Genomic DNA, 23,489 nt, shown 5'->3' with positions numbered 1-23,489 from the left:
CTACGGCGCGCGCGCCGGGCCTTCCAGGGCCGCGCGCACCGCGAACATCGTGTCCATCCGCGGTACCGGTCGGGTCAGCCAGGCAAGGATGCGCCGTCCGTGCGACAGGCCGGTCCAGTTCGACCCCTGCTGCAGCCAGAGCTGCGTGCGCAGCATGTCGGTACGCTCCTGATTGGCCTCCTGAGTGGGCCTGATCCGCTGCCCGAGGTAGCGCCCGAGTTCGCCGACGGAACGCGACCATTCGATGCCGTGCAGCGCATGCAGCCACAGGTCGGAGGACGAAACGCGGGTCAGGGTCTGGCGGCGCGATGCCATCCGCAGCAGGGTGGGGCAACAGGTGGCGAGCCGTGCCAGCACGTCCGCCGCGATTGCGTCCGGGTAGTAGCGCGCAGTCAGCAGCAGTGGCGGCAGCGCATACCAGGGCGCGTCGGCATGCTCGTCCCACAGCACGTTCCAGTCGTCCGCGGACAGGCGTGCCGAGAGCAGCGCGATGTCGTGCAGATGGAGCAGGCGCAGGCTGCGGTTGCAGAGGTTGCCGGCAGCATGCAGCAGCAGGTGGTTCATCAGCGCACCGGACGACGGGTACGGGTTCAGCCCGGGCCGCGGCTGCGACGGACGGATGCGCGCAGTGATGTCCACCGCGGTGACCGGCAGCCGCTCCTGGATGCGCGTGTGCAGCTCGATGTTGACCGGCGTGTCGCGGTGCTCGCCGAGGCCGGCAAAGGGCGCGCCGGCCGCCGGCCGGAACACCCGGTGCTTCCACCCGGCGAACGACTCCACGTAACCCAGTTCCTGCAGCAGCGCGATCGCCGGCGCGGCATCCTCCGCGCGGACCAGCAGGTCGATGTCGGCCATCGGCCGGTCGCCGGGCGCGTAGATGCCGAGCGCGTGCAAGGCGGAGCCCTTCAGCGCGACGAGGGCGATGCCGCGAGCGCGGGCGCCGGCGTCAATGTGCTGCAGCAGCGTATCGATGCGTCGATGGCGATGCTCGACGTGTTCGCGCTGGTCGGTCAGGAACGATTGCCAGGAGGGGTTCCGCCACACGCAGCGTCGGCACAGCAGCGGCGACATCCCGTGCACGGCGGCGGCAACGGCCGCCAGCTGCCATTCGAGCGCACTCCATGGCGGCGTGACGCTGCCCGGCCGCGCCAGCTCCGCGGCGAGCGCCTCGGTGGTGCGGCGCAGGCCGGCCCTAACGACTTTGAGCGGCGGCAGCATGGGGGAGCAGCCGGATATCGATTCGCTTCGTCGTCGCCGCCGCATCTTCGCTGCGGTGCGCCCGTTCGGATGCGACCAGCGCAGCCCATTTGGCATCGAGTGCCGCGCTCGCCTGCCGGTGGCGCTCCGGCGGGTCGGTGGCCTTCGATTGCTGCAGCGTGACCTGCTCGTGCAGCAGGTCGCGCACGCTGCGGTAGAAGTCCGAGTCGTAGGCGCCGTGGAACATCATGGCCAGGTCGCCGCTGTCCCGCCAATGCGTCTTGTCGCCAAGCTGGGCCTTGACCTTGTCGTAGAACTTGGTTCCCGGCAGCGGATAGGAGACGCTCACGCCGATGTCGTCGGGCGCGGCTTGCGCCACCAGTTCGCGGGTCGCCAGCAGGTCGTCCAGCTGTTCGCCCAGATAGCCGAGCTGGATGAAGAAGCCCACGCGGATGCCGCGCCGGCCGAGCCGCACCCGGGCCGCAACCAGGTCGGCGACCCGGGTGCCCTTGGCCATGCTGTCCAGCACGCGCTGGCTGCCGCTTTCGGCACCCAGCCACGCCTCGGCGCAGCCGGCCTGTTCGAGTGCGTCGGTCATGCGCTCGCTCATCAGGTCGGCGCGGGTCTGGATGGTGAACGGAACCGATCCACCGGCGCTGCGCAGGCGCGCTCCGAACTGCGCAACCCAGTCGACGTGGAAGCCGAAGATGTCGTCGGCCATCCAGATGTGATCGGGCCCGAACGCCTGTTTCAGGTAGATCATCTCCGCCGCCACGTCGTCGGCGCTGCGCTGCTTGTAGTGGTTGCCCCAGATCGGCTTGGCGCACCAGTTGCAGCGAAACGGGCAGCCCCGCGACGCCGCCATGTTGAGGCTGAAGTAGCCGTGCCGTTCGCGCCACAGGCTGCGGTAGCGCGCGATATCCACCAGGTCCCAGGCCGGCGGACCGACCAGCCGGGGGTCCGGCGGCATGGCGCCGATGCGTCGCGCCTGGGTCTGGCCGTCCACTTGCGTGGCGATGCCGTCGATGCCGTCGAGCCAGTGGCGGGCGGTGATGGTCGGGTCGCGCTCCAGCCGCTCGATCAGTTCCAGCAGCGCCGCGATCCCTTCGCCCAGCAGCACCGCGTCCGCGCCGGCGGCGAGGAAGGGGCCCGGCTGATCCGACGCGTCGGAGCCGGCCACGATCACGCGGGCGCCGCGCGCATGCGCTTGCGCGATCATCCGGCACGCCGCCTCGCGCATGCGGCCGAGGCACATCTTGGTCAGGTAGTTGAAATTGTCCTCGTAGAGGACCACGACATCCGGCTGCGCGGCGCGCACGGCGGCTGCGTAATCCTCGACGCCATCGGCAAGCATCGCGTCGAACAGGGCGACGTCGTGGCCCCGCCGCCGCAGCAGCGCGGCGATCTGGATCGTGGCCAGCGGGGGATAGGGCTTGCCGCGTTCCCATTGCTTGGGGTCGTACCTGAGGAAGTAGGAGTGGCCGACCTGAATCTTCAGCATCGCGAAGTGGCCTCGATCTCGTCGCGGGAATGGCGGCAGCGGCGAGGGAAACCGGCCTCCTCGTCGATGCTGCCGGGACGTGAGTGCCGGCGCGCGGCGCTTCGGTTGCCTCGCGTGGCGGTCCGTGCGGGTTGCCGGTGCCGCGGCGCCGTCAGCGGGGCGCCCGGACAACCTTTTCGCCGTGGCCGCGCACTCAAGGCCAGGCGACCCGCTGCGGATTCGCCACATCGTGCAACCACCTCTGGGCGGGGCAACTCGATCGGTGACGACGGCATCGACTCCTCACGGCGACATGCGGGACGCCTGCGCGGATCCTTTCCGCGAGCGATCCGGCTGCCGCCGTGCCGTGAGCCGGCAGATACTCGGCGGGCGCTTCCGTTTCGAAAGCGCGAGCGAGGCGCTGCTGCAGCTGGTCGAGGCCGCTTACGGCGGCCTGCCGCCGCACCGTCTGCCGGCGGCGGTGCCGGAGTTCCGCATCGAGCTGCAGCTGTCGCCGCCGCGGCTGTCGCCGGGCGGGGGCGAACCACCGCCGGTGCAGGTGCAGGCGGGAGCCGGCTGGATCTGCGGCGTCATGGACGCGTCGAACTACGTGATGCTGGCGCCCGCGCAGCAGCGGGCCCTGGTGGTGGCCTCCGCCGACATGTTGGAGCGGCCCTACCATCTGCGCTACGAACTCATCGAGTTCGCCGTGTTCACCTTGGCCACGCGCGGGCAGGGCCTGGTTCCGCTGCACGGTGCCTGCGTGGGCCGGCGGGGCAAGGGCGTCCTGCTGCTGGGCGCCAGCGGCTCGGGCAAATCGACGCTGGCTTTGCTCGCCCTGCTGCAAGGCCTGGATTTTCTCGCCGAGGACGCGGTGTTCGTGCAGCCGCACGCCATGCTCGCCACCGGCGTGGCCAACTATCTGCACGTGCAGGCCGATGCGCTGCGATTCGTCGACCCCGCCGGTGCCCGGCGCTGGATCAGCGGGGCGCCGGTGATCCGCCGCCGCAGCGGGGTGGAGAAGTTCGAAGCCGACCTGAGGCGGGGACCCGGCCGGCTCGCCGCGGCTCCACTGGAACTGGTCGGCACCGTGCTGGTTTCGGCCCAGCCCACCGACGACGCCACCGCCTTGCTGAGCACGGTTCCGGCTGCCGATGTCGCCGCGCGATTGTCCGCAGATCAGCCGTATGCGTCCGGCCAGCCCGGCTGGCCCTGCTTCGCGCAGCGGATGATGGCGATGGGCGTACACGAGTTGCGCCGCGGCAAGCATCCGCGGGACGGCGTGGCGGCGTTGCGGGAACTGCTGGACGATGCGCCGTGATCGCGCCGCGCAAGGCTTTCCTCAGGAACGATCCGAGCGGGCGCCTGCGGGCGGCGCGACTCGGTTTCGCCCGAAGACAGCGGCTTCCGGCTCTTGCAGGCATGACGGGCAATGGCTCGATCGGAGCATCCGCAAGGCGGCAGCAACGAAGTAAGCTCGGGTTTCCCCGGGTTCACGTTTCACGTCCAACGGGCACGACCGGTCGGGATGGACTCCGGCCGGGACGATGCCCCCTCACGAGGGTCACGGCAATGAAAAAGCGTTTTGCGGGATCGATGGTATTGGGTGCGCTGCTTGCGCTGGCTTCGGCGATGCCGGCGGCCGCCGCGCTCGCGCCCGGTGCCGTGGCGCCGACGTTCACCGCCCAGGCCAGCCAGGCCGGCAAGGAGTTCACCTTCTCGCTGGCCGATGCGCTGAGGAAAGGTCCGGTCGTGGTGTACTTCTACCCGTCGGCGTACACCGGGGGCTGCGACCTCGAGGCGCACACGTTTGCGGTCGCGCGGGACAAGTTCGACGCGGCCGGCGCGACCATCATCGGCGTGTCGGCCGACAGCATCGAGCGGCTCGATGCCTTCTCGGCGGATCCGAAGTACTGTGCGGGCAAGTTCCCGGTCGCCTCGGACGCCGAGGTCAAGGTCGCGCTTTCGTATGGCCTGGAGGCGATGGCGGCGCGCCCGGGTATGAAGGACGTGCGTGGCGTTGAGATCGATCACGCGTTCATCCCGCGCACGACCTTCGTCATCGCTGGCGACGGCAAGATCGTGGCCACGCTTTCCTCGGAGACCGACCACCTGCGCCCCGACGAGCACGTGAAACAGGCACTGGCCATCGTGCAGAAACTGCAGGCCGGCAAGGCGCCGTAAGCGGAGCCCCGGCGCGTAGTGATATGAGCTGCGTGCCGGCCGGGCCGGGTGGCGATGCAACCGTGTGCGTGCCGAATGGCACTCACCGGCATCGCGGTCGCCTGCGGTGACGAGGTGCTGCCGTCGATCGTGACGGAGCGTTCCCGCCATCGCGGCGGATCTTGTCGGCCATCCATCCGGATCAGCAGTGATGCCTGACGAACCATCGCCGGCGCAGGGCCACACGCTCGACCTGCTGCGTTCGCTCGCGCGCACGCTCAGCGGCGGTGACCTGGCGGAAATCGCCGCCTATGTCGCGTTGTCGCTGGCGGCGGCACTGGTCGGCAGCCTTGCCGCGGTGCTGCTGGTGCCGCTGGTCCAGCCCGGGCACGCGTTGCGGCTGGCCGGCGGGATGTTCGACGTGGGCGGCAGCGTGGAGATGCGGGCCGCCGTCTTCGTCGCGGCCACCGCGGCCTTCGCCGTGCTGCGCTGGCTGGTGGCATGGCTGGGCGCGCGCCTGACCAGTCGTTACGGCATGACCCGGCGGCGCCTGGTGCATGCACGGCTGGTCGATGCGCCGCTGGCCTCGCTGGCCGATGCGACCTCGGCGGAGATCGCGAACGTCCTGACCTACAACGTCGAAACCCTCACCCAGGGTTTTGCCGCATTGTTGCAGCTGCTGGTTGCCGGCATCACCACGATCGTCAGCCTGGGCTTCGCGTTCTGGGTGTCGCCGCCGCTGATGCTTGTGGCACCGCTGCTTGCCGGTTTCGTGCTGGTCGCCTCGCGCATCTTCGGCCGCGAACAGTCGCAGGTCGGCCGCCGCTATGTCGCCGACATGACGCGGCTGTTCTGGCTCAGCGAGGATTTTCCGCGGCGCCTGCGCCACATCCGTTCGTTCGGGCGGGGGGACGCGGAAAAGGAAAGTTACGGCGCCATTTCCGCGGCGCTGGGTCACGGCTACCGGCGCCAGCTGGAGCTGGTGGCAGCCGGACGGCTGGTGCTCGAACTGCTGGCGGCGGCCGCGATCGCCGCTGTCCTCGTGCTCGCCTATCGCTGGCACGGCGTCGATCAGTCGTCGCTGATCGCGGTGTGCCTGCTGCTCGGGCGCCTGCTGCCGTATCTGGTATCGACCCGGCAGAGCTTCCAGCAACTGCGTTCGGCCGTCCCGGCTTTCGGGCTCTGGCAGCGCTACATGGACCTCGACACGATCCGTTCGCCGGCGACGCCATCGCCCGCCGGGCCGGGGGCGGATCGGCCGGCGCTGCACATCGAGCGGATACGACTGGCGCCGCCGCTTGCCGGCCTCGACGTGCGCCAGGTGAGCCTGCGGCTCGGCGAGCTGACCCTGATCCGCGGCGACTCCGGCATCGGCAAGAGCAGCCTGGTCGACGTGCTGGCCGGCATGAGCGTGCCCGGGGTTTTCGCGGCGCGGGTCGACGGGCACGCCATCGACTTCGACGCATACCGGGAACTCGTGCGGCACGGCGCCTATGTCAGCCAGGGCGTGCGGCCCTGGCAGCACTCGGTGCGCGAATGCCTGTACTGGGCGGCGCCCGAAGCCGGCGCCGAACTGATGCAGGCCGCGTTGCAGGACGTCGGCCTCGACCGGCGACTGGCCGGCTCGCTGCAGGGCCTGGACACCGCGCTGCACAGTACGGCGAGCCGACTCTCCGGCGGCGAGCTGCAGCGCCTGCTGCTGGCCCAGGTGATCCTGCGCCGGCCCTTCCTGGCCGTGCTGGACGAAGCGACCAGCGCGCTCGACGCTGCATCCGAGATCCAGGTGCTGGCCGCCATGAAACGCCGGTTGCCGCAGACGATACTCGTCGTGGTATCGCACCGGGACAGCGTGGCAGCGGTCGCCGACCAGTGCCTGACCATCGACGGCGACCTCGTGGCGACGATGGTCGCGAAGGCCGATCCGTGCCATGCCGCGACGCGAAAGCGCGGCGGGCGCCCGCACGATGGGGCGAGCTGATCTTTCGGTCCGGCGCAGACGTTCGGGTGCCCCGAGCCGGCCGGCAACGGCTTGGCGGACGGCGGAATGCCGTTCCAGGGCACGCTGGTCGACGCGCCGGCGTGTCGGCGGAAAGCCGGCCTGTGCTTCGTTGGCGCCGCGTGCACGCGCGGCGTGCCTAGCATCGGTGCCATGCGGTGGCAGGGCGGCAACGTGAGCGATTCCGACTTGAACCTCGAAACGGCGGCGCGCGGGCGCGCTGGCGCCGTGGCTGTGCCGGCGGCGGCGATCAGCCATACCGCGCGCGTGGTTTATCCAGGCAGCGCGATCAGCAAGGGCGACGTGGCCGCGTACTACGCCGCGGTGGCGCGCTGGATGCTGCCGGAGGTGGCGAACCGGCCGCTGTCGCTGCTGCGCTGCCCGGATGGCACGGGCGCGGCCTGCTTTTTCCAGAAGCATCATGCGGACGCGCTGGGCGAGCATGTGCAGGCGATCGCGCTGCGCGAGAAGAACGGCGTCGTCGACGACTACCTGTACGTGCGCGACCTGGCTGGCCTGCTCGAACTGGTGCAGATGAACGCACTGGAGTTCCATCCGTGGGGCGCGCAGGTGGATCGGCCCGATGCCCCTGATCGCCTGGTGTTCGATCTCGATCCGGCGCCGGGCGTGCCGTGGCCGGCGGTGGTGCTGGCCGCGCGCAGGATCCGTGCGCGGCTGCAGGAACTCGGCCTGCAGAGCTTCGTGCGCACCAGCGGCGGCAAGGGCCTGCACGTGGTGCTGCCGTTCCGCCGCGGGCCGGACTGGGACGCGGCGAAGCGTTTCTGCAAAGCGCTTGCCGAGGCGATGGTGGCGCGGCATCCGCAGGATTACGTCGCCACCGCGAGCAAGGCGCGGCGCAGGGACCGCATCTTCATCGACTGGCTGCGCAACACCCGCGGCGCCACCAGCGTATGCAACTGGTCGCTGCGCGCCCGCGCCGGCGCGCCGGTGGCGATGCCGTTGCGCTGGGAGGAGCTGGGGCGGGTGCAGGGCGGGACGGCGTTCGACCTGCGCAAGGCGCTAAGGCGGGCGGCGGCGTTGAAGCGTGATCCGTGGGATGGCATCGCCACATTGCAGCAGGTATTGCCGGAGCTCTGAAACGGGGGCAGTGTGGAATGGCATTTACTTAAGGCAGCCCGACTCGCGTTCTACCCCGTTCTCGCTGAGCGTAGCCCGCGCAGCGGGCGGAGTCGAAGCGCCGCCAGATGAGGGGCCATCCCCGTCGTCGGCATGTCCTTCGACTTCCTCGCTCCTCAGGACTGTGGCCATCCATGGCCACTCCGCCGCTTCCGCCGGCGACGCTCTCCACCCTCGCCTGCAACAGTCTGGACTCCGTCCGCAGCGGTTTCCGCTTGGCGCGCAACCCGGCGACCTTCGCGCGCAACCGATCCACCCCTGCCCGCAAGCGAAAAACTCCGAAGCGCAAGGCCGAAAGCCGCGGACCGCGAAGGTCATCGACTGCGAATGCGAGGGTCAAACAGTCGCTTGCGGCTGAAAAACTTTAGCGGTCCACGCAGAAGATCTCGCCTGCAGTGCTCCGGACCTTGTCCCTGCCAGGTCGTGAGGGTTGGACGCGAAGGTCCGAGGGTTGAACGGCAAGCGCGGAGTCTTGCGTGCAACGTTGGGGGCGTCGCGCGCAAGGCCTGGGAGGTTCGGGTTTGGAAGTTTTTGGGTAGCAGGTGAGCCCCTGGGCCTTGGCTGCCGAGTCAATGGCCAGGACGCTGGCGCGCTTGGAATTGTCCCTGACACCTTTTCCCGACAATGCCGGTGACCATGCAGTAGCGGTCGAGATCGTCGGGGGCATAAACCGCGCCAGCAAAATGCCTTTTGACACCGCTCACATAGGCCGCCTGGTCGGCTTTGTCCTCAGGATCATAGTGGTAAAGCATTACCGCCTTTGCGTGGGCCTGCGTGGCAAGCTCTCCGATGTCGCCTGTGTCGAGATGCTCGAATCGGAAATGGGCACGGAACGCCTGGATGCGTTCAGGCGACCAATGATTGCGAGCCCCCATCGAGTCGATGAATCGATTGCGATCCTCGGCGTCGCGGCTCGACGCCTCCGCCACCAGCACGTCGGCGCCCTTCGCTAATCGGGCAACGGCATCGCTTGGGCCGGTATCGCCCGTGAATACGATCGCCCCGTGCGGTGTCTCGATCCGATAAGAATAGGATTTCAACTCTCCGCGTTGCTGAATCGGCATCAGTGCGTAGTGGGAATTTTCGGCCGCTGTGACGCTGATCTTGTCGTCCCGATAGATCACGCCATCCCGATTGAACTCGTGGGCAACGAAGGGGCTCACAAACTGGCCGTTGGCGACGTGGCGGCCAGAAGGGGTTTCAGCCTCAAAGGGTCGAAAGCCGATGGTGATGAAGTGGAACGCCGCCCCGACAAGTTCTTTGGTTTGTGGCGGCCCGTATATGTCGACAGATCCAGTCGCTCCGAAAAGATCCTCGCGGACAAAGTCGTTCGCCATGACATCGGCCAAGCCGAGGTCATGGTCTGCATGAAGGTGCGTGAAAAAGATGGTTCTGATCTGCTCGGATTTGATGCCGGCCTCGATCATCCGGCGCATGGTTCCGATCCCGCAGTCAATCAGGTACTCGCGTCCGTCGACGATGAGCAGCGTGGATGGCTCCGACCGATCGAGCCGCAACGGCGGCCCCCCGGCCGTACCGAGGAAAACGATCTCGGTGGTGTGTCCGGGGTCTGCCGCAGGGGCGTCCTGTGCTGCGTCTGCGCCTGGTACTCCACAAGCAAGTGCAAGGATTGCAACTGCTCGAAGCGCAACCGCCAATGCACGCATACTCATGGGAGCACCCTCCGACACTCGCTGGGCGATAACCCTTCCAGCTCTCGCCCCATGACGATATTACTCGCCACCGGTTTCGATACGAAACCGGTTCGGCAACCAATTGATGCGCTCGTCTGTGAAAGCCACGCGCACGGAGGATCGGCTCGCGGCCGTCGCAGCCTTGTGCAGCCGGTTGCGGTTCCGCCAGGCGTACGCGCAGCGTGCACAGCCCGGCCACGATGAGACTGACGCCGCCCGTCGCCAGCGCCCATGCCGGCTGACCGTGAACAGAAAAGGTGTCACCATTTCGCCGTCTGTAGTCAAGAGGCGCGCACTTGCTCTTCCCCGGTCATGCCGAAGGGTACGTGCCCGTCTTGCCGCTGACTGCCTGCCGCTGTGTTTCATGCGGTGCCGAGATCGCACCAGTCACCGTTCTGGTTGCGGAAAAGGTGTCGGGGACAATTTGTGGGTAGCTGCCGGAGGGAAAACTGTCCCTGACACCATTGTTCCCAAGGTCATCGACTGCGAATGCGAGGGTCAAACAGTCGCTCGCGGCTGAAAAACTTTCGCGACCAACCCGGAAGGCTCCGCGTGGGGCGCTCCGGACCTTGTCGCTGCCAGGTCGTGAGGGTTGGACGCGAAAGTCTAAGGGTTGAACGGCAAGCGCGGAGTCTTGCGTGCAACGTTGGGGGCGTCGCGCGCAAGGCCTGGGAGGTTCGGGCTCGGGAGTTTTTGGGTCGCGGGTGAGCCCGTGGGCCTTGGCTGCCGAGTCAATGGCCAGGACGCTGGCGCGCCTGGAATTGTCCTTGGCACCTTTTCTCCCTACTGCGTGCCGCCAACGATATCCGTGCACGTTTCAGCGAATTTGGCACCTAAAAAGGTGACGTAATATACGTAGACCTCGAAGCAATAGTTCTCAATCCAAATCTCCGAAGATTTAAAGTCCCCTATCAGACCCAACCCCTTGAGAATAGCGATAGAGCTCGGCTCAAAATCGTCGTCAATCGGCCCGCGAGGTGAGGTATAAACACTATCTAGTGGGTAGTGACCAGGGGCACCTTGCGCGATGTCAAAAAAATAGATTACCGACCCCGAGGTCTCTTCTTTCTCACGGAAGTCACTTGCCATACGCTCAAACTGGGCGTCCGTTCTTAACTGTTCAATTCCTCCAGCACGCTCTATCGCGTTTCGTATTGCGATGGAGACATACTCCGTTCTCCAGTCAGTCTCCACATCTTCTAGATGGCGTTTCGTTACGCAATGCTGGTGGGTCACGGAGGAGGCGATGTATTGGAATAGGCGAGCCTCTGGGGCGTTGAGCTCTCTAAGAATTCGGATAAATAGATTGTGCTCGCACTTTGGGCTCGTCGAGGCATCAACCAGCAAGCGTGCCCACATGTCCAGGAGCGTGTTGTCTTCGGGATCTTCGAGTGAGCAGTCTTCTAGATAGGGGACAAGAAACTTTAACGATGGCTCTTTAAGGGCAAGGCCTTCGGCGCTGGCAAGGTCCTTAGCGCGCTTTATAGAGCGAAGTAGAGAGAGCTGTCTGTAGATTCTAACTCTGTCCCCCAAGCTTCCAACCGCTTCGGTGATGGGTGAGAAAATGTCTACAAGTGCGCGAGATAGCTCCTTGGTTCCTTCGATTTTTACTTCGACCGTCATGCAGCCTCCCAGTGGCACATAACGCTTAGTAGGCCCTAGACCGGGGCATATGCACCGGATGTTCAGCTTTCGACTGGCACGCGTCAAGAGACCAATTCTGCGTACTGAGGGTGTCAGAGAAAAGGTGTCAGGAACAATTCGTGACCCTCCCCAACGAGCAGGGGAGGGGCGGGGCTCTATTTCACCTGCAGCGTATTGTTCGCGCGCTGCGCGTCCGGCAGCGCATGCGCCGGGTCGATGGTGGCTGAGACTACCTTGCGCGTGCCGGCCACGCGCACCACGTAGCTGCGGTGCTGCTGCCAGGTTTCCACCGGCACGCGGACATCCTGCTTGCTGCCGTCGTCGTAGGTCACTTCGAGCGTGGCCGGCAGCACCAGCTGGTCCAGGTTGGCCACGGTAACTTCGGCGCCGTGGCTCCAGTTGCCGTCGATCGGCGCGACTTTCTGCACCGCCATGTCGAACTGCCAGTTGCGTTCGTACCAGCCGCGCCAGAACCAGCCCAGATCCTCGCCGGTCTCGCTTTCCATGAAGCGGAAGAAGTCCGATGGGCTGGGGTGCTTGTACGCCCATGTGGCGATGTAGCGACGGAAGGCGGGGTCGAAGCGTTCCGGGCCGATGATCTGCTCGCGCAGCAGCACCAGGCCGAACGCGCCCTTGAAGTAGCTGATCGGGTGGCGGTACTTCTCCGGCGTCATGTCGGCGCCGTTGAGCAGGGCCGGCGCGGCGGGATCGGCCAGCACCGCGGCGATTTCGTCGGCCGGGTTGCCCTTGCCCGGCGCGTATTCGCTGTCGCGCTTGGGCGCGTACTCGCCGTGGTTGAACGCGTCTGCCTCGTAGACGTCGATGAAGGTGTTGAAGCCTTCGTCCATCCACGCGTCGCGGCGTTCGTTGCTGCCCACGATCATCGGGAACCAGATGTGCCCGATCTCGTGCGCGATCACCATGTGCAGCTTGCTGCCCTTGGCCAGCTTGTGGTCGAAGGTGATGCCCGGGTACTCCATGCCGCCGGCGGTGCCGGCCTCGTTGATCGCCACCGGCCACGGGTACGGATACCACTGCCTGGAGAAGTATTCGGTGGAGGCCTTGAGGTATGCGGTGGCGCGGCCCCAGGCGGCATCGCCGCCGCTTTCGGCCGGATAGACCGACATCGCCAGCGCGGTCTTGCCTGCGGGCAGGTTGATCCGCGCCGCATCCCACACGAAGGCTTTTGAGGCGCCGAACGCCACGTCGCGGGTGTTGTGCATGGCGAAGTGCCAGGTCAGCGTACCGTCCTGCTTTGGACGGCTGGACGGCTGGGTGACTTCCGCCGCGCTGCGGATCATCACGGTCTTGTCGCTGTGGCGCGCCTGCTCCAGCCGCTGCTGCTCGATCTTCGTCAGCACGTCCTGCGGGTTCAGCAGTTCGCCCGAGCCGGCCACGATCATGTCCCACGGCACGGTGATCACGTAGTCGAAATCGCCGTATTCCAGGTAGAACTCGCTGTTGAGGTAGGGCGCGGTGTCCCACCCGCGCAGGTCGTCGTAGACGGCCATGCGCGGGTACCACTGCGCGATCTCGAAGATCTCGCCGTTCTTGGTGGGGTTGACGTCGGTGCGCCCGCCGAATTCGCCGGGCACCGTGTAGCTCCAGGCGACGTGCAGGCGCAGCTTGCCGCCGTTGCCCTTCAGCGCCGCGGGCAGCTGCACCTGCATGCGCGTGTCGGAAACCAGCCATTTCACCGGCTGCCTGTTCCCGTGCGCGTCTTCCACCTCGACCGAGGCGATCTGGTAGCCGTCGGTGAACTCGGTGGGGAACTTGCTGGTGAACGCGCCGCGGGCGTCGCGGCGATAGCGGTTCTGGTCCAGCTGCAACCACAGCACGTCGAGTGCGTCGGGGCTGTGGTTGGTGTAGCTGATCACCTCGCTGCCGCGCAGCCGCCGGGTGGCCGGGTCGAGCGTGGCGGTGATGGTGTAGTCGGCGCGGTTCTGCCAGAACAGCGGGCCGGGCTTGCCGCTGGCCGAGCGATACGCGGTGGCCGGCTGCGGGTAGCTGTACGGGGCGAAGGTCTGCAGCGGGTCGAAGCGCGAGGTGGTGCTGTCGGCAGCGAACGCGGGCGCGGCCAGCAGCGTGCTGGCCGTGATGGCGAGGGAAATCGCGAACTTCATCGTGCAGTGCCTTGGGGAGGGTGGTGGATTACGGCTGGCCGCCGGCGCGCAACAGCGCCAGCACGTCGTGGCAGGCGCCCATGGTGTGGTAGTCGGTCTTGCCGGCCGGGCTTTTCTCGTCGCTGTACTTGCGGTTGTCGCGGGTGAGGATGCGATACCAGGCGCCGTAGCGATGGTCGACGAGATGCTGCCATGCATACGCCCACAACTTCCCGTACCAATCGTCATAGGCGGCCTCGCCGGTGCGCGCGTGCAGCCGCGCGGCGGCGGCCAGCGATTCGGCCTGCACCCAGAAGTACTTGTCGTCGTCGCAGACACTGCCGTCCGGCGCGAAGCCGTAGCAGGTGCCGCCGTATTCGTTGTCCCAGGCGTGCGCCAGCGCGGTGTCGAACAGCTGCCGCGCGGTGGGCAGCAGCCAGTCCGGTGCGGAACCGCGTTCGCGCAGCAGCGGTTCCATGATCAGCAGCAGCTTGGCCCATTCGGTCTGGTGGCCGGGCTGGAAACCCCACGGGCGGAACAGGTGCTTCGGATCGTCGCGGTGGTAGTCCCAGTCGATGGCCCAGCCGCGGTCGTAGTGTTCCCACACCAGGCCGCCGGCCAGCGCGGCCTGGCGGCGGGTCATGTGGTCGGCGAGGGTGTACGCGCGGTCGAGGTAGCGCGGCTCGCCGCTGGCCTGGTACGCGGCCAGCATCGCCTCGCACAGGTGCATGTTCGCGTTCTGGCCGCGGTAGTCGCTGAAGTGCCAGTTCGCATCGGCCTCGTCGCGGTACAGCCCGGCGTCGGCGTCCCAGTAGTGCCGTTCGAGCAACTGCCAGGTTTCGTCCATCCATGCGGCCGCTTCGTCGATGCCGGCCTTCACCGCGCTGGCGCAGGCGAGCAGCACGAAGGCCACGCCGTAGGCATGGTTGGTGCGGTCTTCCGGCTGGCCGTCGCGGATGGTCCAGGCGTAGCCGCCGCTGGCCGGATTGCGATGCACCTCGCGCAGGTAGCGCAGGCCGTGGCGGGCGGCGTCCAAGTACTCGCGCCGAAGCGCCGCGTCGTCGCCGAATTCGATTGCCGCCAGCGCATAGTTGAAGACGAAGCGGGTGCTGCTGACCAGGTGCCGGTGGCTGCGGTCATAGACCGTGCCGTCGTCGCGGAAGTAGTGGAAGAAGCCGCCGTCCGGGTCGATCGCGCGCGGGTGGTAGAACGCCATCGTCTGCGCGATGTGCGCGCGCAGGAAAGCGGCGGAGCGGAAGTCGGGAGTGGCATTCATGCCTGTTGCTCCATGAAGGCCAGCACCTCGGCGCCGCGCGGCATCGCGGCGAACGAGCCCCGGCGGGTGACGGTAAGTGCGCCGCAGGCGGCGGCGAAACGCAGCATCGCATGCAGCCGCGGCATCGCGGCGACCAGGCGGTCGAGCCGGTCCGGGGTGGATTCCAGCTCGGCCAGGCAGCACAGCAGGCCGCCCATGAAGGCATCGCCGGCAGCGGTGGAGTCGACCACGGCGACCGCGTAGCCCGGCAGCTCGCCTTCGGCGTCGGGGTGGAACCAGCGCAGTGGCTTGGCGCCGTCGGTCACCACCACCAGCCGGGCGCGGCCCAGCCACAGCCGGTCCAGCGCGGCCTGCTCGCCGTCGATCGCCAGCCAGGCGAATTCCTCGGCGGAGAGCTTCACCACGTCGGCCAGGTGCAACGCCGGCCACAGCAGCGGATGCGGATCGACACCCGCCGGCCACAGCGCGGGGCGCAGGTTGAGGTCGAAGCTGACCAGCGCGCCGACACCGTGCGCGCGCTGCATGCCTTCGCGGGTGGCGGCGGCCAGCGCCGGGTCGGTCATGCTGTTGGAGCAGACGTGGAACACGGCGACGTCGCGGAAGCTGTCCGCGCGAAAGTCGGCTGGCCGGAACAACAGGTCGGCGCTGCGCTCGCGATAGAAGCCGAAGCTGCGTTCACCATTCGCGTCCAGGGTGACGAAGGCCAGCGCGCTGTTCGCCGCGTCGGTGCGCACCACGTCGGCGGTGCCGACGCCGGCCTGTTGCAGGCTGTCGAGCAGGAAATCGCCGAAGCGGTCCGTCGAGAGCATGCCGGCGAAGCGCGCAGTGCCGCCCAGCCGCGCCGCGGCGACCGCCACGTTGGCCGGCGCGCCGCCGGCGAATGGCACGAAGCGGGTGGCGAAGCTGCGGTCGTCGAAGCCGTCGGCGTGCAGGTCGATCAGGGCCTCGCCGAAGCACAGGATGGGTCGAGGCGGCATGTCAGCGGATGCCGCTGGCGTCCGGTGTCGGCAGGCTGCGGATGCGTGAGCCGCGCAGGCCGTAGAACACGATGTACAGGTAGCACAGCAGCGGCAGGAAGAACGCGTGCTGCAGGCCGATGTGGTCGGCGAACAGGCCCTGCAGCGGCGGAATGATCGCGCCGCCCACGATGGCCATGATCAGCAGGCTGGACGCCTTGCTGGTCATCGGCCCCAGCCGTTCGATGCCAAGCGCGAAGATGGTGGGGAACATGATCGAGTTGAACAGGCCGATCGCGATGATGCTGTACATCGCCAGGGCACCACTGCTGGACATGGTGGTCAGCACCAGCAGCGCGTTGATCGCGGCGAATGTCGCCAGCAGCTTGCGTGGCGAGAACTTCGCCATCAGCGCCGAGCCGAGGAAGCGGCCGACCATGGCGCCGCCCCAGTACCAGGACACGTACTTCGCGGCCTGCTGCTCGCTCAGATGGCCGATCTCCGGCATCGACAGGTAGTTGACCATGAAGCTGCCGATCGACACTTCGGCGCCGACGTAGAAGAAGATGCCGAGCACGCCGAACAGCACGTGCGGGTGGCGCAGCACCTCGGCGAAGCTGTGGCGCGCATGGTCGCCCTTGTCGGTGGCCTCGCTCAGCGCCGGCAGGCGGAACAGCCACACGAACACCGCCAGCAGGAACAGCACCACGGCCAGGCCGATGTACGGCCCCTGCACCGCCTGCGCCTGCTGGGTGTCGTAGAGCAGGCGCTGTGCCGGTTCCAGCGTGGCCAGCTCGGTCGGACTCTTCACCACGTTGGACAGGATCAGCAGGCCGCCGAACCACGGCGCCAGGAAGGTGCCGAACGAGTTCAGCGCCTGCGCCAGGGTCAGCCGGCTGGAGCTGGTCTTCTCCGGGCCAAGCAGGGCCACGTACGGATTGGCCGCCACCTGCAGCACGGTGATGCCGGTGGCCAGCACGAACAGCGCGCCGAGGAAAGCCGGGTACAGGTGCAACCCGGCAGCCGGCCAGAAGCCCAGCGCGCCGACGCCGGCGATCGCCAGCCCGGCCACGATGCCCTTCTTGTAGCCCAGCGCGGCGACCAGCCGGCCGGCCGGCAGCGCCATCAGGAAGTACGCGCCGAAGAAGGTGAACTGCACCAGCATCACCTGCGCGTAGTTGAGCTGGAAGATCGACTTCAGGTGCGGGATCAGGATGTCGTTGAGGCAGGTCAGGAAGCCCCACATGAAGAAAATCGTGGTGAGCACGCCCAGCGCCGTCGGGTGGCTGGTGTAAGGCTCGTGACCGGTGTGGTGGTCCGGCGTGGGCGCAGGCGTGGGGGACGGTGCAGCGGCAAGGGCCATGGCGGTATTCCGGTTCGGAGGGTGGTCGAGGCTTGGACGGGATCGAGCGAAGGATGTGCCGCCGCGCCAATGTAACCATTTTTACCGAAACGCCGATCACGCGCCGCAGCATGCCGCCGGCGGTGCTACCTTCGACGCCTTGCACCCGGCCAACGGAGGAAGTCCATGTCCCGTACCAACACGATGCTGCTCGCCTTGCTGGGGCTCCTGGCCTGCGCACCGGCGCTGGCCTCGCGCGGACATGCGGCCGATGTCGACCCGCGCATCGGCACGGGCGGCGATGGCCACACCTTTCCCGGCGCCACCGTGCCGTTCGGCATGATCCAGCTGTCGCCGGACACCGCGATGCCTGACTTCAAGCACGCCTACAAGTGGGCCGCCGGCTACCAGTACGGCGATAGCAGCATCCTGGGCTTCTCGCACACGCACTTCTCCGGCTCCGGCCACTCGGACCTGGGCGACGTGCTGGTGATGCCGATCGCCGGCGACGTGCGGCTGGAACCGGGTGATCCGGCGAAGCCGGGCAGCGGCTACCGCTCGCGTTTCTCGCACGACAGCGAAGTGGTGCAGGCCGGCTACTACGCGGTGACGCTGAGCGACTACGGCGTGCGCGCCGAACTCACCGCCGGGCGCCGCATCGGCTGGCATCGCTACACCTTCCCGGCCGGCAAGCCCGCGCACGTGCTGCTGGACCTGCGTCCGAGCATCTACGACTACCCGGGGAAGGTGCTGTGGGCCAGTCTGCGCGTGCATGCCGATGGCAGCGTCACCGGTTGCCGCGCCACCCGCGGCTGGGCGCCGGGGCGCGAGCTGTGTTTCGCCATGCGCTTCTCGCAGCCGATGGTTTCGCGCGAGCTGTACAACCGCGAGACCGACATCACCTACAAGGGCTTCAAGGGGCCGGGCAACCAGGCTGAGGACCACGACGCGCAGGACGGCCGCGCGCTGGTCGGCGTGTTCGACTTCGGCCAGCTGAAGCGGCCGCTGGAAGTGAAGGTGGCGATCTCGCCGGTGAGCGAGGCGAATGCGATCGCCAACCTGGACAAGGACGGCGCGGGTTGGGACTTCGATGTGCGCCGCGCCGAGGCGAAAGCCGCCTGGGACCAGGCGCTGGCGGTGATCGACGTCGATGCGCCGAAGACCGCGAAGACGCAGTTCTACACCGCGCTGTACCACGCCATGCTGTCGCCCACGCTGAGCATGGACGTCAACGGCGAGTACCGCGGGCCCGATCACGCGGTGCATCGCGCGGACGGCTTCGAGTTTTATTCCACCTGGTCGCTGTGGGATGTCTACCGTGCGCAGCAGCCGTTGATGGTCTTGCTGAATCCCGGACGCAGCACCGACTTCATCCGCTCGCTGATCGCCGCGCGCGAGGCCAGCCCGTTCGGCATCCTGCCGGTGTGGGCGTACCAGGGGCTGGAGACCTGGTGCATGATCGGCTACCACGCGGTGCCGGTGATCGCCGACGCCTACGTCAAGGGCGTGCGCGGCTTCGACGCGGGCAAGGCGCTGGCGGCGATGGTGGCCAGCGCCAGCTACGGCCCGTACGGCGACCTGGCCGACTACATGAGGCTCGGCTACGTGCCGATCGACAAGGAGCCCGAGGCCGCCTCCAAGACGCTGGAATACGCCTACGACGACTGGTCGCTGGCGCGGATGGCGCAGGCGATGGGTAAGACCGATATCGCGGCCACCTTCGAAAAGCGCGCGGGCAACTGGAAGAACGCCTGGGACCCGAAGACCGGCTTCATGCGCGCCCGGCTCGCTGACGGCACGTTCCGCGAGCCGTTCGATCCCACGGCTGCGGGCTACGGCAGCGACTTCACCGAGGGCAATGCCTGGCAGTACTCGTGGTACGTGCCGCAGGACGTGGCGGGGCTGATCGCCGCGATGGGCGGCGACGCGAAGTTCGTGGCCAAGCTCGATGCACTGTTCGAGGCGAAGGTCGACCCGTCGCACTTCAAGCATGTCGAGGACATCACCGGGCTGATCGGCTGGTACGCGCACGGCAACGAGCCCAGCCACCACATCGCGTATCTCTACGATTACGCCGGCGCGCCGTGGAAGACGCAAGAGCGGCTGAAGCAGATCATGGACAGCCAGTACGCGCCGCGCGCCGACGGCCTCAGCGGCAACGACGACCTCGGCCAGATGTCGGCCTGGTACGTGTTCACCGCGCTGGGCTTCTACCCGGTGACACCGGGCAGCGACGAGTACGCGATCGGCCGGCCGTTCGTGGCGCGCGCCTCGCTCCACCTGGGCCACGGCCGCATGTTCACGATCAGCGCGTCGCCGCTGGACGACGCGCACCCCTACGTCGGCGCGGTGACCCTGAACGGCAAGCCGCTGGATCGCACGTACCTGCGCCACGGCGAGATCGTGGCCGGCGGCGAGCTGCATTTCAGCATGCAGGCCGAACCGAATCGGGCATGGGGCAGCGCGGCGGTGGCCCGGCCGGCTGCGATGAGCCGCTACGGTGAATGAGCGCCACTTCCGCGGCATCGCCGACGCGCGGATGAAACATGCCAGAATGCAGCGGGAACCCTTCACCGTGGGCCTGCCGATGTGGCGAGCGGCATGAAAACCAGGGGCATCATGCGCTGGCGTACCGTCGGCCTGCTGCTGGCGATGCTGATCATCGTCGGCCTGCCGTACATCGTCACGCTGCAGGGGTCACGTGACACGGAGCAGGCTGCCGAGTGGGTGGTTCGCTCGACCGAGGTGAAGTCGCTGGCGTACCGGATCGCCTATATCGTGCATGACAGCGAGGCGGCCACCTACCGGCTGCTGGCGGGCGACGTGAACGCGGCCACGCATGCGCGCGCGGAGCGGGTCGGCAAGGAAGTGCCGCCGTTGCTGCAGCAGCTGCGCCGGATGACGCGCGACAACGCCGATCAGCAGACCCTGATGGGCTCGCTGGCCAGCAGCGCCAACGGCCGCGTCACCCTGATGAACCAGGCGCTGGACCGGCTGCGGCAGGGCAATTCGGGCGGCGCCCGGCAGTCGCTGCGCGACGCCGACGACCTGTTCGGCATGAATGCACAGATCGCCGGCATCGTGCAGATCGAGGATGGCCTGCTGCAGCAGCGCCAGGCGGCGGCTACGCGACAGTCCCTCAACGGACGCATCGTGCTGTCGATCACCGCGCTGGCGCAGCTCCTGCTGCTGGTCATCATCGTGATCGCCTCCGAGCGGCAGATCGGCCGGCGCCAGCTGGCCGAGACCCGCGAGGGTCGCGCGGTGATGCGCACGCAACTGATCTTCCAGGCGGTGCGCGAACCGATCGCACTGTTCGACGAGAACCTGAACAGTCTGCTGGTGAACAACGCCTTCGGCGAGTTGTACGGGGTGGACCCGGGGCGGCGCTCCCAGCCGCTGGTGCAGATCGGCGAAGGTGCCTGGAGCGACGGCGTGCTGCTGCAGCGCCTGAACGACGTGCTGCTGCGCGATCGCGAACTGTGGGACTACGAGGTGGTCCAGCGCACCGTCGACGGCATCGACCGGCACGTGGTGATCAATGCACGCCGGCTGCAGCAACAGGACGGCGGCATGCCCGCGCTGCTGCTGACGGTCAGCGACGTCACCACGCGTGCGCTGGCCGAGCAGCAGGTGAACGAACTCAACCGGCAGCTGGAAGGCAAGGTCACGCAGATTTCCGACGTCAACCGCGAGCTGGAGGCGTTCAGCTATTCGGTGTCGCACGACCTGCGCGCGCCGCTGCGCCACATCGCCGGCTTCGCGCGCAAGCTGGAGCAGCACCTGGGCGAGCAGGTCGACGAGAAATCCGTCCACTACATCGAGGTGATCGCCAGTTCGGCGCAACGCATGGCCGTGTTGATCGACGACCTGCTGGTGTTTTCGCGGCTCGGCCGCGGCGCGTTGCGGCTGCAGGCGGTGGACATGCAGTCACTGGTCGACGAGGCCCGCGCGCTGGCCGAATCGGGCGTGTCGGGTCGGCGTATCGTGTGGACCATCGCGCCGTTGCCGATGGTGATCGGCGATGAGAACATGCTGCGCACGGTATGGCAGAACCTGCTCGGCAATGCCGTGAAGTACACCGGGCATTGCGAGGTGGCGCGCATCGCGGTGAGCGTGCGGCAGGGCCGCAACGGCGAATACGAATTCACGGTAAGCGACAACGGCGCGGGGTTCGACATGCAGTATGCGGACAAGCTGTTCGGCGTGTTCCAGCGTCTGCATCGCGCCTCGGAATTCCCGGGCAACGGGATCGGGCTGGCCAATGTGCGACGGATCGTGGCGCGCCACGGCGGTCGTGTCTGGGCCGAGGCCGAGCCGGAGCGGGGCGCCCATTTCCATTTCTCGCTGCCGGCCACCGACGCGGCCGGCACACGTACCTGAGAGCGAAGCATGAACAAGAAAGACCTGCGTACCATCCTGCTGGTGGAAGACAGCGTGGCCGATGCCGAGATGGCGATGGACGCGCTCGGCGAGGCGCACCTGGCCAATCCGGTGGTGCACGTGGAAGACGGCGTGGAGTGCATGGACTACCTCCACCGTCGCGGTGCGTGGGCTTCGCGCGAGCCTGGCGATCCGGCGGTGGTGCTGCTGGACATCAAGATGCCGCGCATGAACGGGCTGGACGTGCTGACCGCGATGCGCGGCGACGGCGGGCTGCGGCGGATCCCGGTGGTCATCCTGTCCTCCTCGCGCGAGGAAAGCGATCTGGCGCGCAGTTGGGACCTGGGCGCCAATGCCTACGTGATCAAGCCGGTCGACGTGGACCAGTTCTTCGAGGCGGTGCGCACGCTGGGGCAGTTCTGGGCGGTGCTCAACCAGGCGCCCGAACAGGAATGAGCGAATGGAGTGCGGCGATCCGCACCAGCCGGCAGGCTGCATGCGGGCATCGGAGACGGGCAGGGCAGCAGGGGAACATATGCCACACAGGCAATTTCGGGCGATGTCGAGTATCCGGGTGCTGCAGGTCGAGGACAGCCAGCTCGATGCCGAGCTGGTGCTGGCCGAACTCGATGCCGACAACATCGGCTACGAGGTGCGCCTGGTCGACGACGAGCCGGGCTTCCTCGCGGCGCTGGACGAATTCAAGCCGCACATCGTGCTGTCGGACCTCAGCATGCCGGGGTTTTCCGGCCAGCATGCGCTCGACCTGCTGCGCCAGCGCGACGAGGACCTGCCGTTCATCTTCGTCTCCGCCACGCTGGGCGAGGAGGCGGCGATCGAGGCGCTGCGCAACGGCGCCACCGACTACATCCTGAAGCAGAACCCGGCCCGGCTGGCCAGCGCGGTACGCCGCGCGCTGAGCGAGGCCGAGGCGCGCCGGGCCAGTCGCCGCTCCGAGGCGGAGTTGATCCGCGCCCAGCGTTTCGAGAGCCTGGCGATGCTCGCCGGTGGCCTCAGCCACGACCTGCGCAACTTGCTGCAGCCACTGCTGCTGGCCGGCGACAGCCTGCAGGATTACCAGGACGACCCACGCCTGGCGCGACTGGGTCGGCTGGTCCGCGACTGCGGCAAGCGCGGCCTGGACATGGTGCACTCGATGCTGTCGTTCGCCGGCGGCGCGCGCCGCGCGGAACAGGTGCGGCTGGGCGCGCTGTTCAGTGCGTTCGACCTGCTGATGCAGGGCAGCGTGCCGCACACGGTGAAAATGGAGCTGGTGATCGACGATCCGGAATTGTCGTTCGAGGGCAACCACACCGAGCTGCAGCAGTGCCTGCTCAACCTGTGCCTGAATGCGATCCAGGCGATGCCGGACGGCGGCCACCTGCGCGTCGAGGCGGCGCGGGCGCAGCTGCCGGAGAACTTCTTCCTGCCCGATGAGCCGTCGCGGCAGTGCTGCTACCTGTGCATCAGCGTGATCGACGACGGTCCGGGCATGGAACCGGCGGTGAGGGAGCGCCTGTTCGAGCCGTTCTTCACCACCAAGGAGTCCGGTACCGGGCTCGGCCTGCTCTCGTGCAAGCGCATCGTCAGCAGTCACGGTGGCGTGATGCGGGTAGCCAGCGAGCCGGGCCATGGCACCCGTTTCGACCTGTATTTCCCGCTGGAAGCCGCGGTCGCCGACAGCAGCCAGGCGGATGGCCAGGACAACCTGGAGGGCGCCGCCGAGCGGGTGCTGGTGGTGGTGGAAGAGGCCGGCCAGCTGTCGCTGCTGGTCGATACGCTGGATGCCTGGGGCTACCAGGCGCATGCCAGCCAGAGCGGCACCGCCGCGCTGCAATGGATCGAGGCCGCCGGCCTGCCCGACCTGGTGGTGCTGGACGCGGACATGAACCTGTTCACCGGCGTGCGCACGCTGGCGGCGCTGCTCGAACAGGGCTACGCCGGCGCGGTGATCCTGCTGACCCACCCCGGCGCCATGCCCGACCTGCACGAGCTGCCCATGCAGGAGCACCTGTACGTGGTCGACAAGCCGGTCACCACCCAGTTGCTGCTGCGCACCCTGCGCAAGGCGCTGGGCGCCGCCGGCAACGGCGGCTGATCCGTGGGTCGTGCGGACGCG

At 67.6% G+C, this 23,489-nt stretch carries 15 protein-coding genes and 1 pseudogene; 8 read left to right on the top strand and 8 right to left on the bottom strand.

Features of this window, described 5'->3' with window-relative positions; all coding sequences use genetic code 11:
* Positions 1–1,218 (bottom strand): nucleotidyltransferase family protein, encoded by a 1,218-nt coding sequence (locus tag IMW82_RS07950; RefSeq protein WP_211004187.1) that lies wholly within the window; start codon positions 1,216–1,218, stop codon positions 1–3.
* Positions 1,193–2,698 (bottom strand): radical SAM protein, encoded by a 1,506-nt coding sequence (locus tag IMW82_RS07945; RefSeq protein WP_211004186.1) that lies wholly within the window; start codon positions 2,696–2,698, stop codon positions 1,193–1,195. The genes IMW82_RS07950 and IMW82_RS07945 overlap by 26 nt, the downstream gene beginning before the upstream one ends.
* Before the next feature lie 346 nt (positions 2,699–3,044).
* Here IMW82_RS07945 and IMW82_RS07940 point away from each other — a divergent pair, with 346 nt between their 5' ends.
* The 4 genes and pseudogenes from IMW82_RS07940 to ligD form a co-directional block, all read left to right on the top strand.
* Positions 3,045–3,998: a serine kinase gene (locus IMW82_RS07940; protein ID WP_345777120.1), complete on the top strand. Its 954-nt coding sequence runs from the start codon at positions 3,045–3,047 to the stop codon at positions 3,996–3,998.
* 251 nt (positions 3,999–4,249) lie between these two features.
* Entirely contained in the window at positions 4,250–4,861 is a 612-nt protein-coding gene (locus IMW82_RS07935; protein WP_211004185.1) for a peroxiredoxin, read from the top strand.
* A gap of 190 nt (positions 4,862–5,051) precedes the next feature.
* A complete protein-coding gene (locus tag IMW82_RS07930; RefSeq protein WP_211004184.1) occupies positions 5,052–6,818 on the top strand; it encodes an ABC transporter ATP-binding protein in 1,767 nt (588 codons plus the stop codon).
* A 267-nt stretch (positions 6,819–7,085) separates the two neighbouring features.
* Positions 7,086–7,934 (top strand): annotated as a pseudogene (gene ligD, locus IMW82_RS07925) (non-homologous end-joining DNA ligase); the annotation flags it as partial.
* Positions 7,935–8,542: 608 nt separating this feature from the next.
* Here ligD and IMW82_RS07920 read toward each other — a convergent pair.
* From IMW82_RS07920 to fucP, 6 genes are all read right to left on the bottom strand, one after another.
* Positions 8,543–9,646, bottom strand: coding sequence for an MBL fold metallo-hydrolase (locus IMW82_RS07920; RefSeq protein ID WP_211004182.1), 1,104 nt, complete (start codon positions 9,644–9,646; stop codon positions 8,543–8,545).
* Between the two features lie 804 nt (positions 9,647–10,450).
* Complete coding sequence (locus IMW82_RS07915) at positions 10,451–11,290, bottom strand: Abi-alpha family protein (protein WP_211004181.1); 840 nt, start codon at positions 11,288–11,290, stop codon at positions 10,451–10,453.
* Positions 11,291–11,466: 176 nt separating this feature from the next.
* Complete coding sequence (locus tag IMW82_RS07910) at positions 11,467–13,434, bottom strand: M1 family aminopeptidase (protein ID WP_211004180.1); 1,968 nt, start codon at positions 13,432–13,434, stop codon at positions 11,467–11,469.
* 28 nt (positions 13,435–13,462) lie between these two features.
* The gene (locus tag IMW82_RS07905; protein ID WP_211004179.1) at positions 13,463–14,689 is read right to left on the bottom strand and encodes an AGE family epimerase/isomerase; all 1,227 of its coding nucleotides are present in this window, start codon (positions 14,687–14,689) and stop codon (positions 13,463–13,465) included.
* Entirely contained in the window at positions 14,686–15,666 is a 981-nt protein-coding gene (locus IMW82_RS07900; protein ID WP_211004178.1) for a carbohydrate kinase, read from the bottom strand. Before IMW82_RS07900 ends, IMW82_RS07905 begins: the two co-directional genes overlap by 4 nt.
* 1 nt (position 15,667) lies before the next feature.
* Positions 15,668–17,008, bottom strand: a complete 1,341-nt coding sequence (gene fucP / locus IMW82_RS07895) for an L-fucose:H+ symporter permease (RefSeq protein ID WP_280518345.1) — start codon at positions 17,006–17,008, stop codon at positions 15,668–15,670.
* Positions 17,009–17,173: 165 nt separating this feature from the next.
* On the opposite strand from fucP, the gene IMW82_RS07890 reads away from it, so the two are divergent.
* The 4 genes from IMW82_RS07890 to IMW82_RS07875 all read left to right on the top strand — a co-directional run bounded on the left by IMW82_RS07890 (position 17,174) and on the right by IMW82_RS07875 (position 23,468).
* The gene (locus tag IMW82_RS07890; RefSeq protein ID WP_211004177.1) at positions 17,174–19,495 is read left to right on the top strand and encodes a GH92 family glycosyl hydrolase; all 2,322 of its coding nucleotides are present in this window, start codon (positions 17,174–17,176) and stop codon (positions 19,493–19,495) included.
* Between the two features lie 111 nt (positions 19,496–19,606).
* Positions 19,607–21,370 (top strand): ATP-binding protein, encoded by a 1,764-nt coding sequence (locus IMW82_RS07885; protein ID WP_244754175.1) that lies wholly within the window; start codon positions 19,607–19,609, stop codon positions 21,368–21,370.
* 9 nt (positions 21,371–21,379) lie between these two features.
* Positions 21,380–21,826, top strand: coding sequence for a response regulator (locus tag IMW82_RS07880; RefSeq protein ID WP_108470917.1), 447 nt, complete (start codon positions 21,380–21,382; stop codon positions 21,824–21,826).
* A gap of 103 nt (positions 21,827–21,929) precedes the next feature.
* Entirely contained in the window at positions 21,930–23,468 is a 1,539-nt protein-coding gene (locus IMW82_RS07875; protein WP_108470916.1) for a response regulator, read from the top strand.
* Positions 23,469–23,489 lie beyond the last annotated feature (21 nt).

It is taken from the genome of Rhodanobacter sp. B2A1Ga4, assembly GCF_018101315.1.
Lineage (GTDB): Bacteria > Pseudomonadota > Gammaproteobacteria > Xanthomonadales > Rhodanobacteraceae > Rhodanobacter > Rhodanobacter thiooxydans_A.
Note: the sequence above shows the minus strand (reverse complement) of the source record. Positions and strands in the feature narration are given on the sequence as shown.

Bases quoted from the DNA above. Each gene is read 5' to 3' on its own strand.
- IMW82_RS07950 (WP_211004187.1), bottom strand. From the start codon at position 1,218: ATGCTGCCGCCGCTCAAAGTCGTTAGGGCCGGCCTGCGCCGCACCACC.
- IMW82_RS07945 (WP_211004186.1), bottom strand. From the start codon at position 2,698: ATGCTGAAGATTCAGGTCGGCCACTCCTACTTCCTCAGGTACGACCCC.
- IMW82_RS07935 (WP_211004185.1), top strand. From the start codon at position 4,250: ATGAAAAAGCGTTTTGCGGGATCGATGGTATTGGGTGCGCTGCTTGCG.
- IMW82_RS07930 (WP_211004184.1), top strand. From the start codon at position 5,052: ATGCCTGACGAACCATCGCCGGCGCAGGGCCACACGCTCGACCTGCTG.
- IMW82_RS07920 (WP_211004182.1), bottom strand. From the start codon at position 9,646: ATGAGTATGCGTGCATTGGCGGTTGCGCTTCGAGCAGTTGCAATCCTT.
- IMW82_RS07915 (WP_211004181.1), bottom strand. From the start codon at position 11,290: ATGACGGTCGAAGTAAAAATCGAAGGAACCAAGGAGCTATCTCGCGCA.
- IMW82_RS07910 (WP_211004180.1), bottom strand. From the start codon at position 13,434: ATGAAGTTCGCGATTTCCCTCGCCATCACGGCCAGCACGCTGCTGGCC.
- IMW82_RS07905 (WP_211004179.1), bottom strand. From the start codon at position 14,689: ATGAATGCCACTCCCGACTTCCGCTCCGCCGCTTTCCTGCGCGCGCAC.
- IMW82_RS07900 (WP_211004178.1), bottom strand. From the start codon at position 15,666: ATGCCGCCTCGACCCATCCTGTGCTTCGGCGAGGCCCTGATCGACCTG.
- fucP (WP_280518345.1), bottom strand. From the start codon at position 17,008: ATGGCCCTTGCCGCTGCACCGTCCCCCACGCCTGCGCCCACGCCGGAC.
- IMW82_RS07890 (WP_211004177.1), top strand. From the start codon at position 17,174: ATGTCCCGTACCAACACGATGCTGCTCGCCTTGCTGGGGCTCCTGGCC.
- IMW82_RS07885 (WP_244754175.1), top strand. From the start codon at position 19,607: ATGCGCTGGCGTACCGTCGGCCTGCTGCTGGCGATGCTGATCATCGTC.
- IMW82_RS07880 (WP_108470917.1), top strand. From the start codon at position 21,380: ATGAACAAGAAAGACCTGCGTACCATCCTGCTGGTGGAAGACAGCGTG.
- IMW82_RS07875 (WP_108470916.1), top strand. From the start codon at position 21,930: ATGTCGAGTATCCGGGTGCTGCAGGTCGAGGACAGCCAGCTCGATGCC.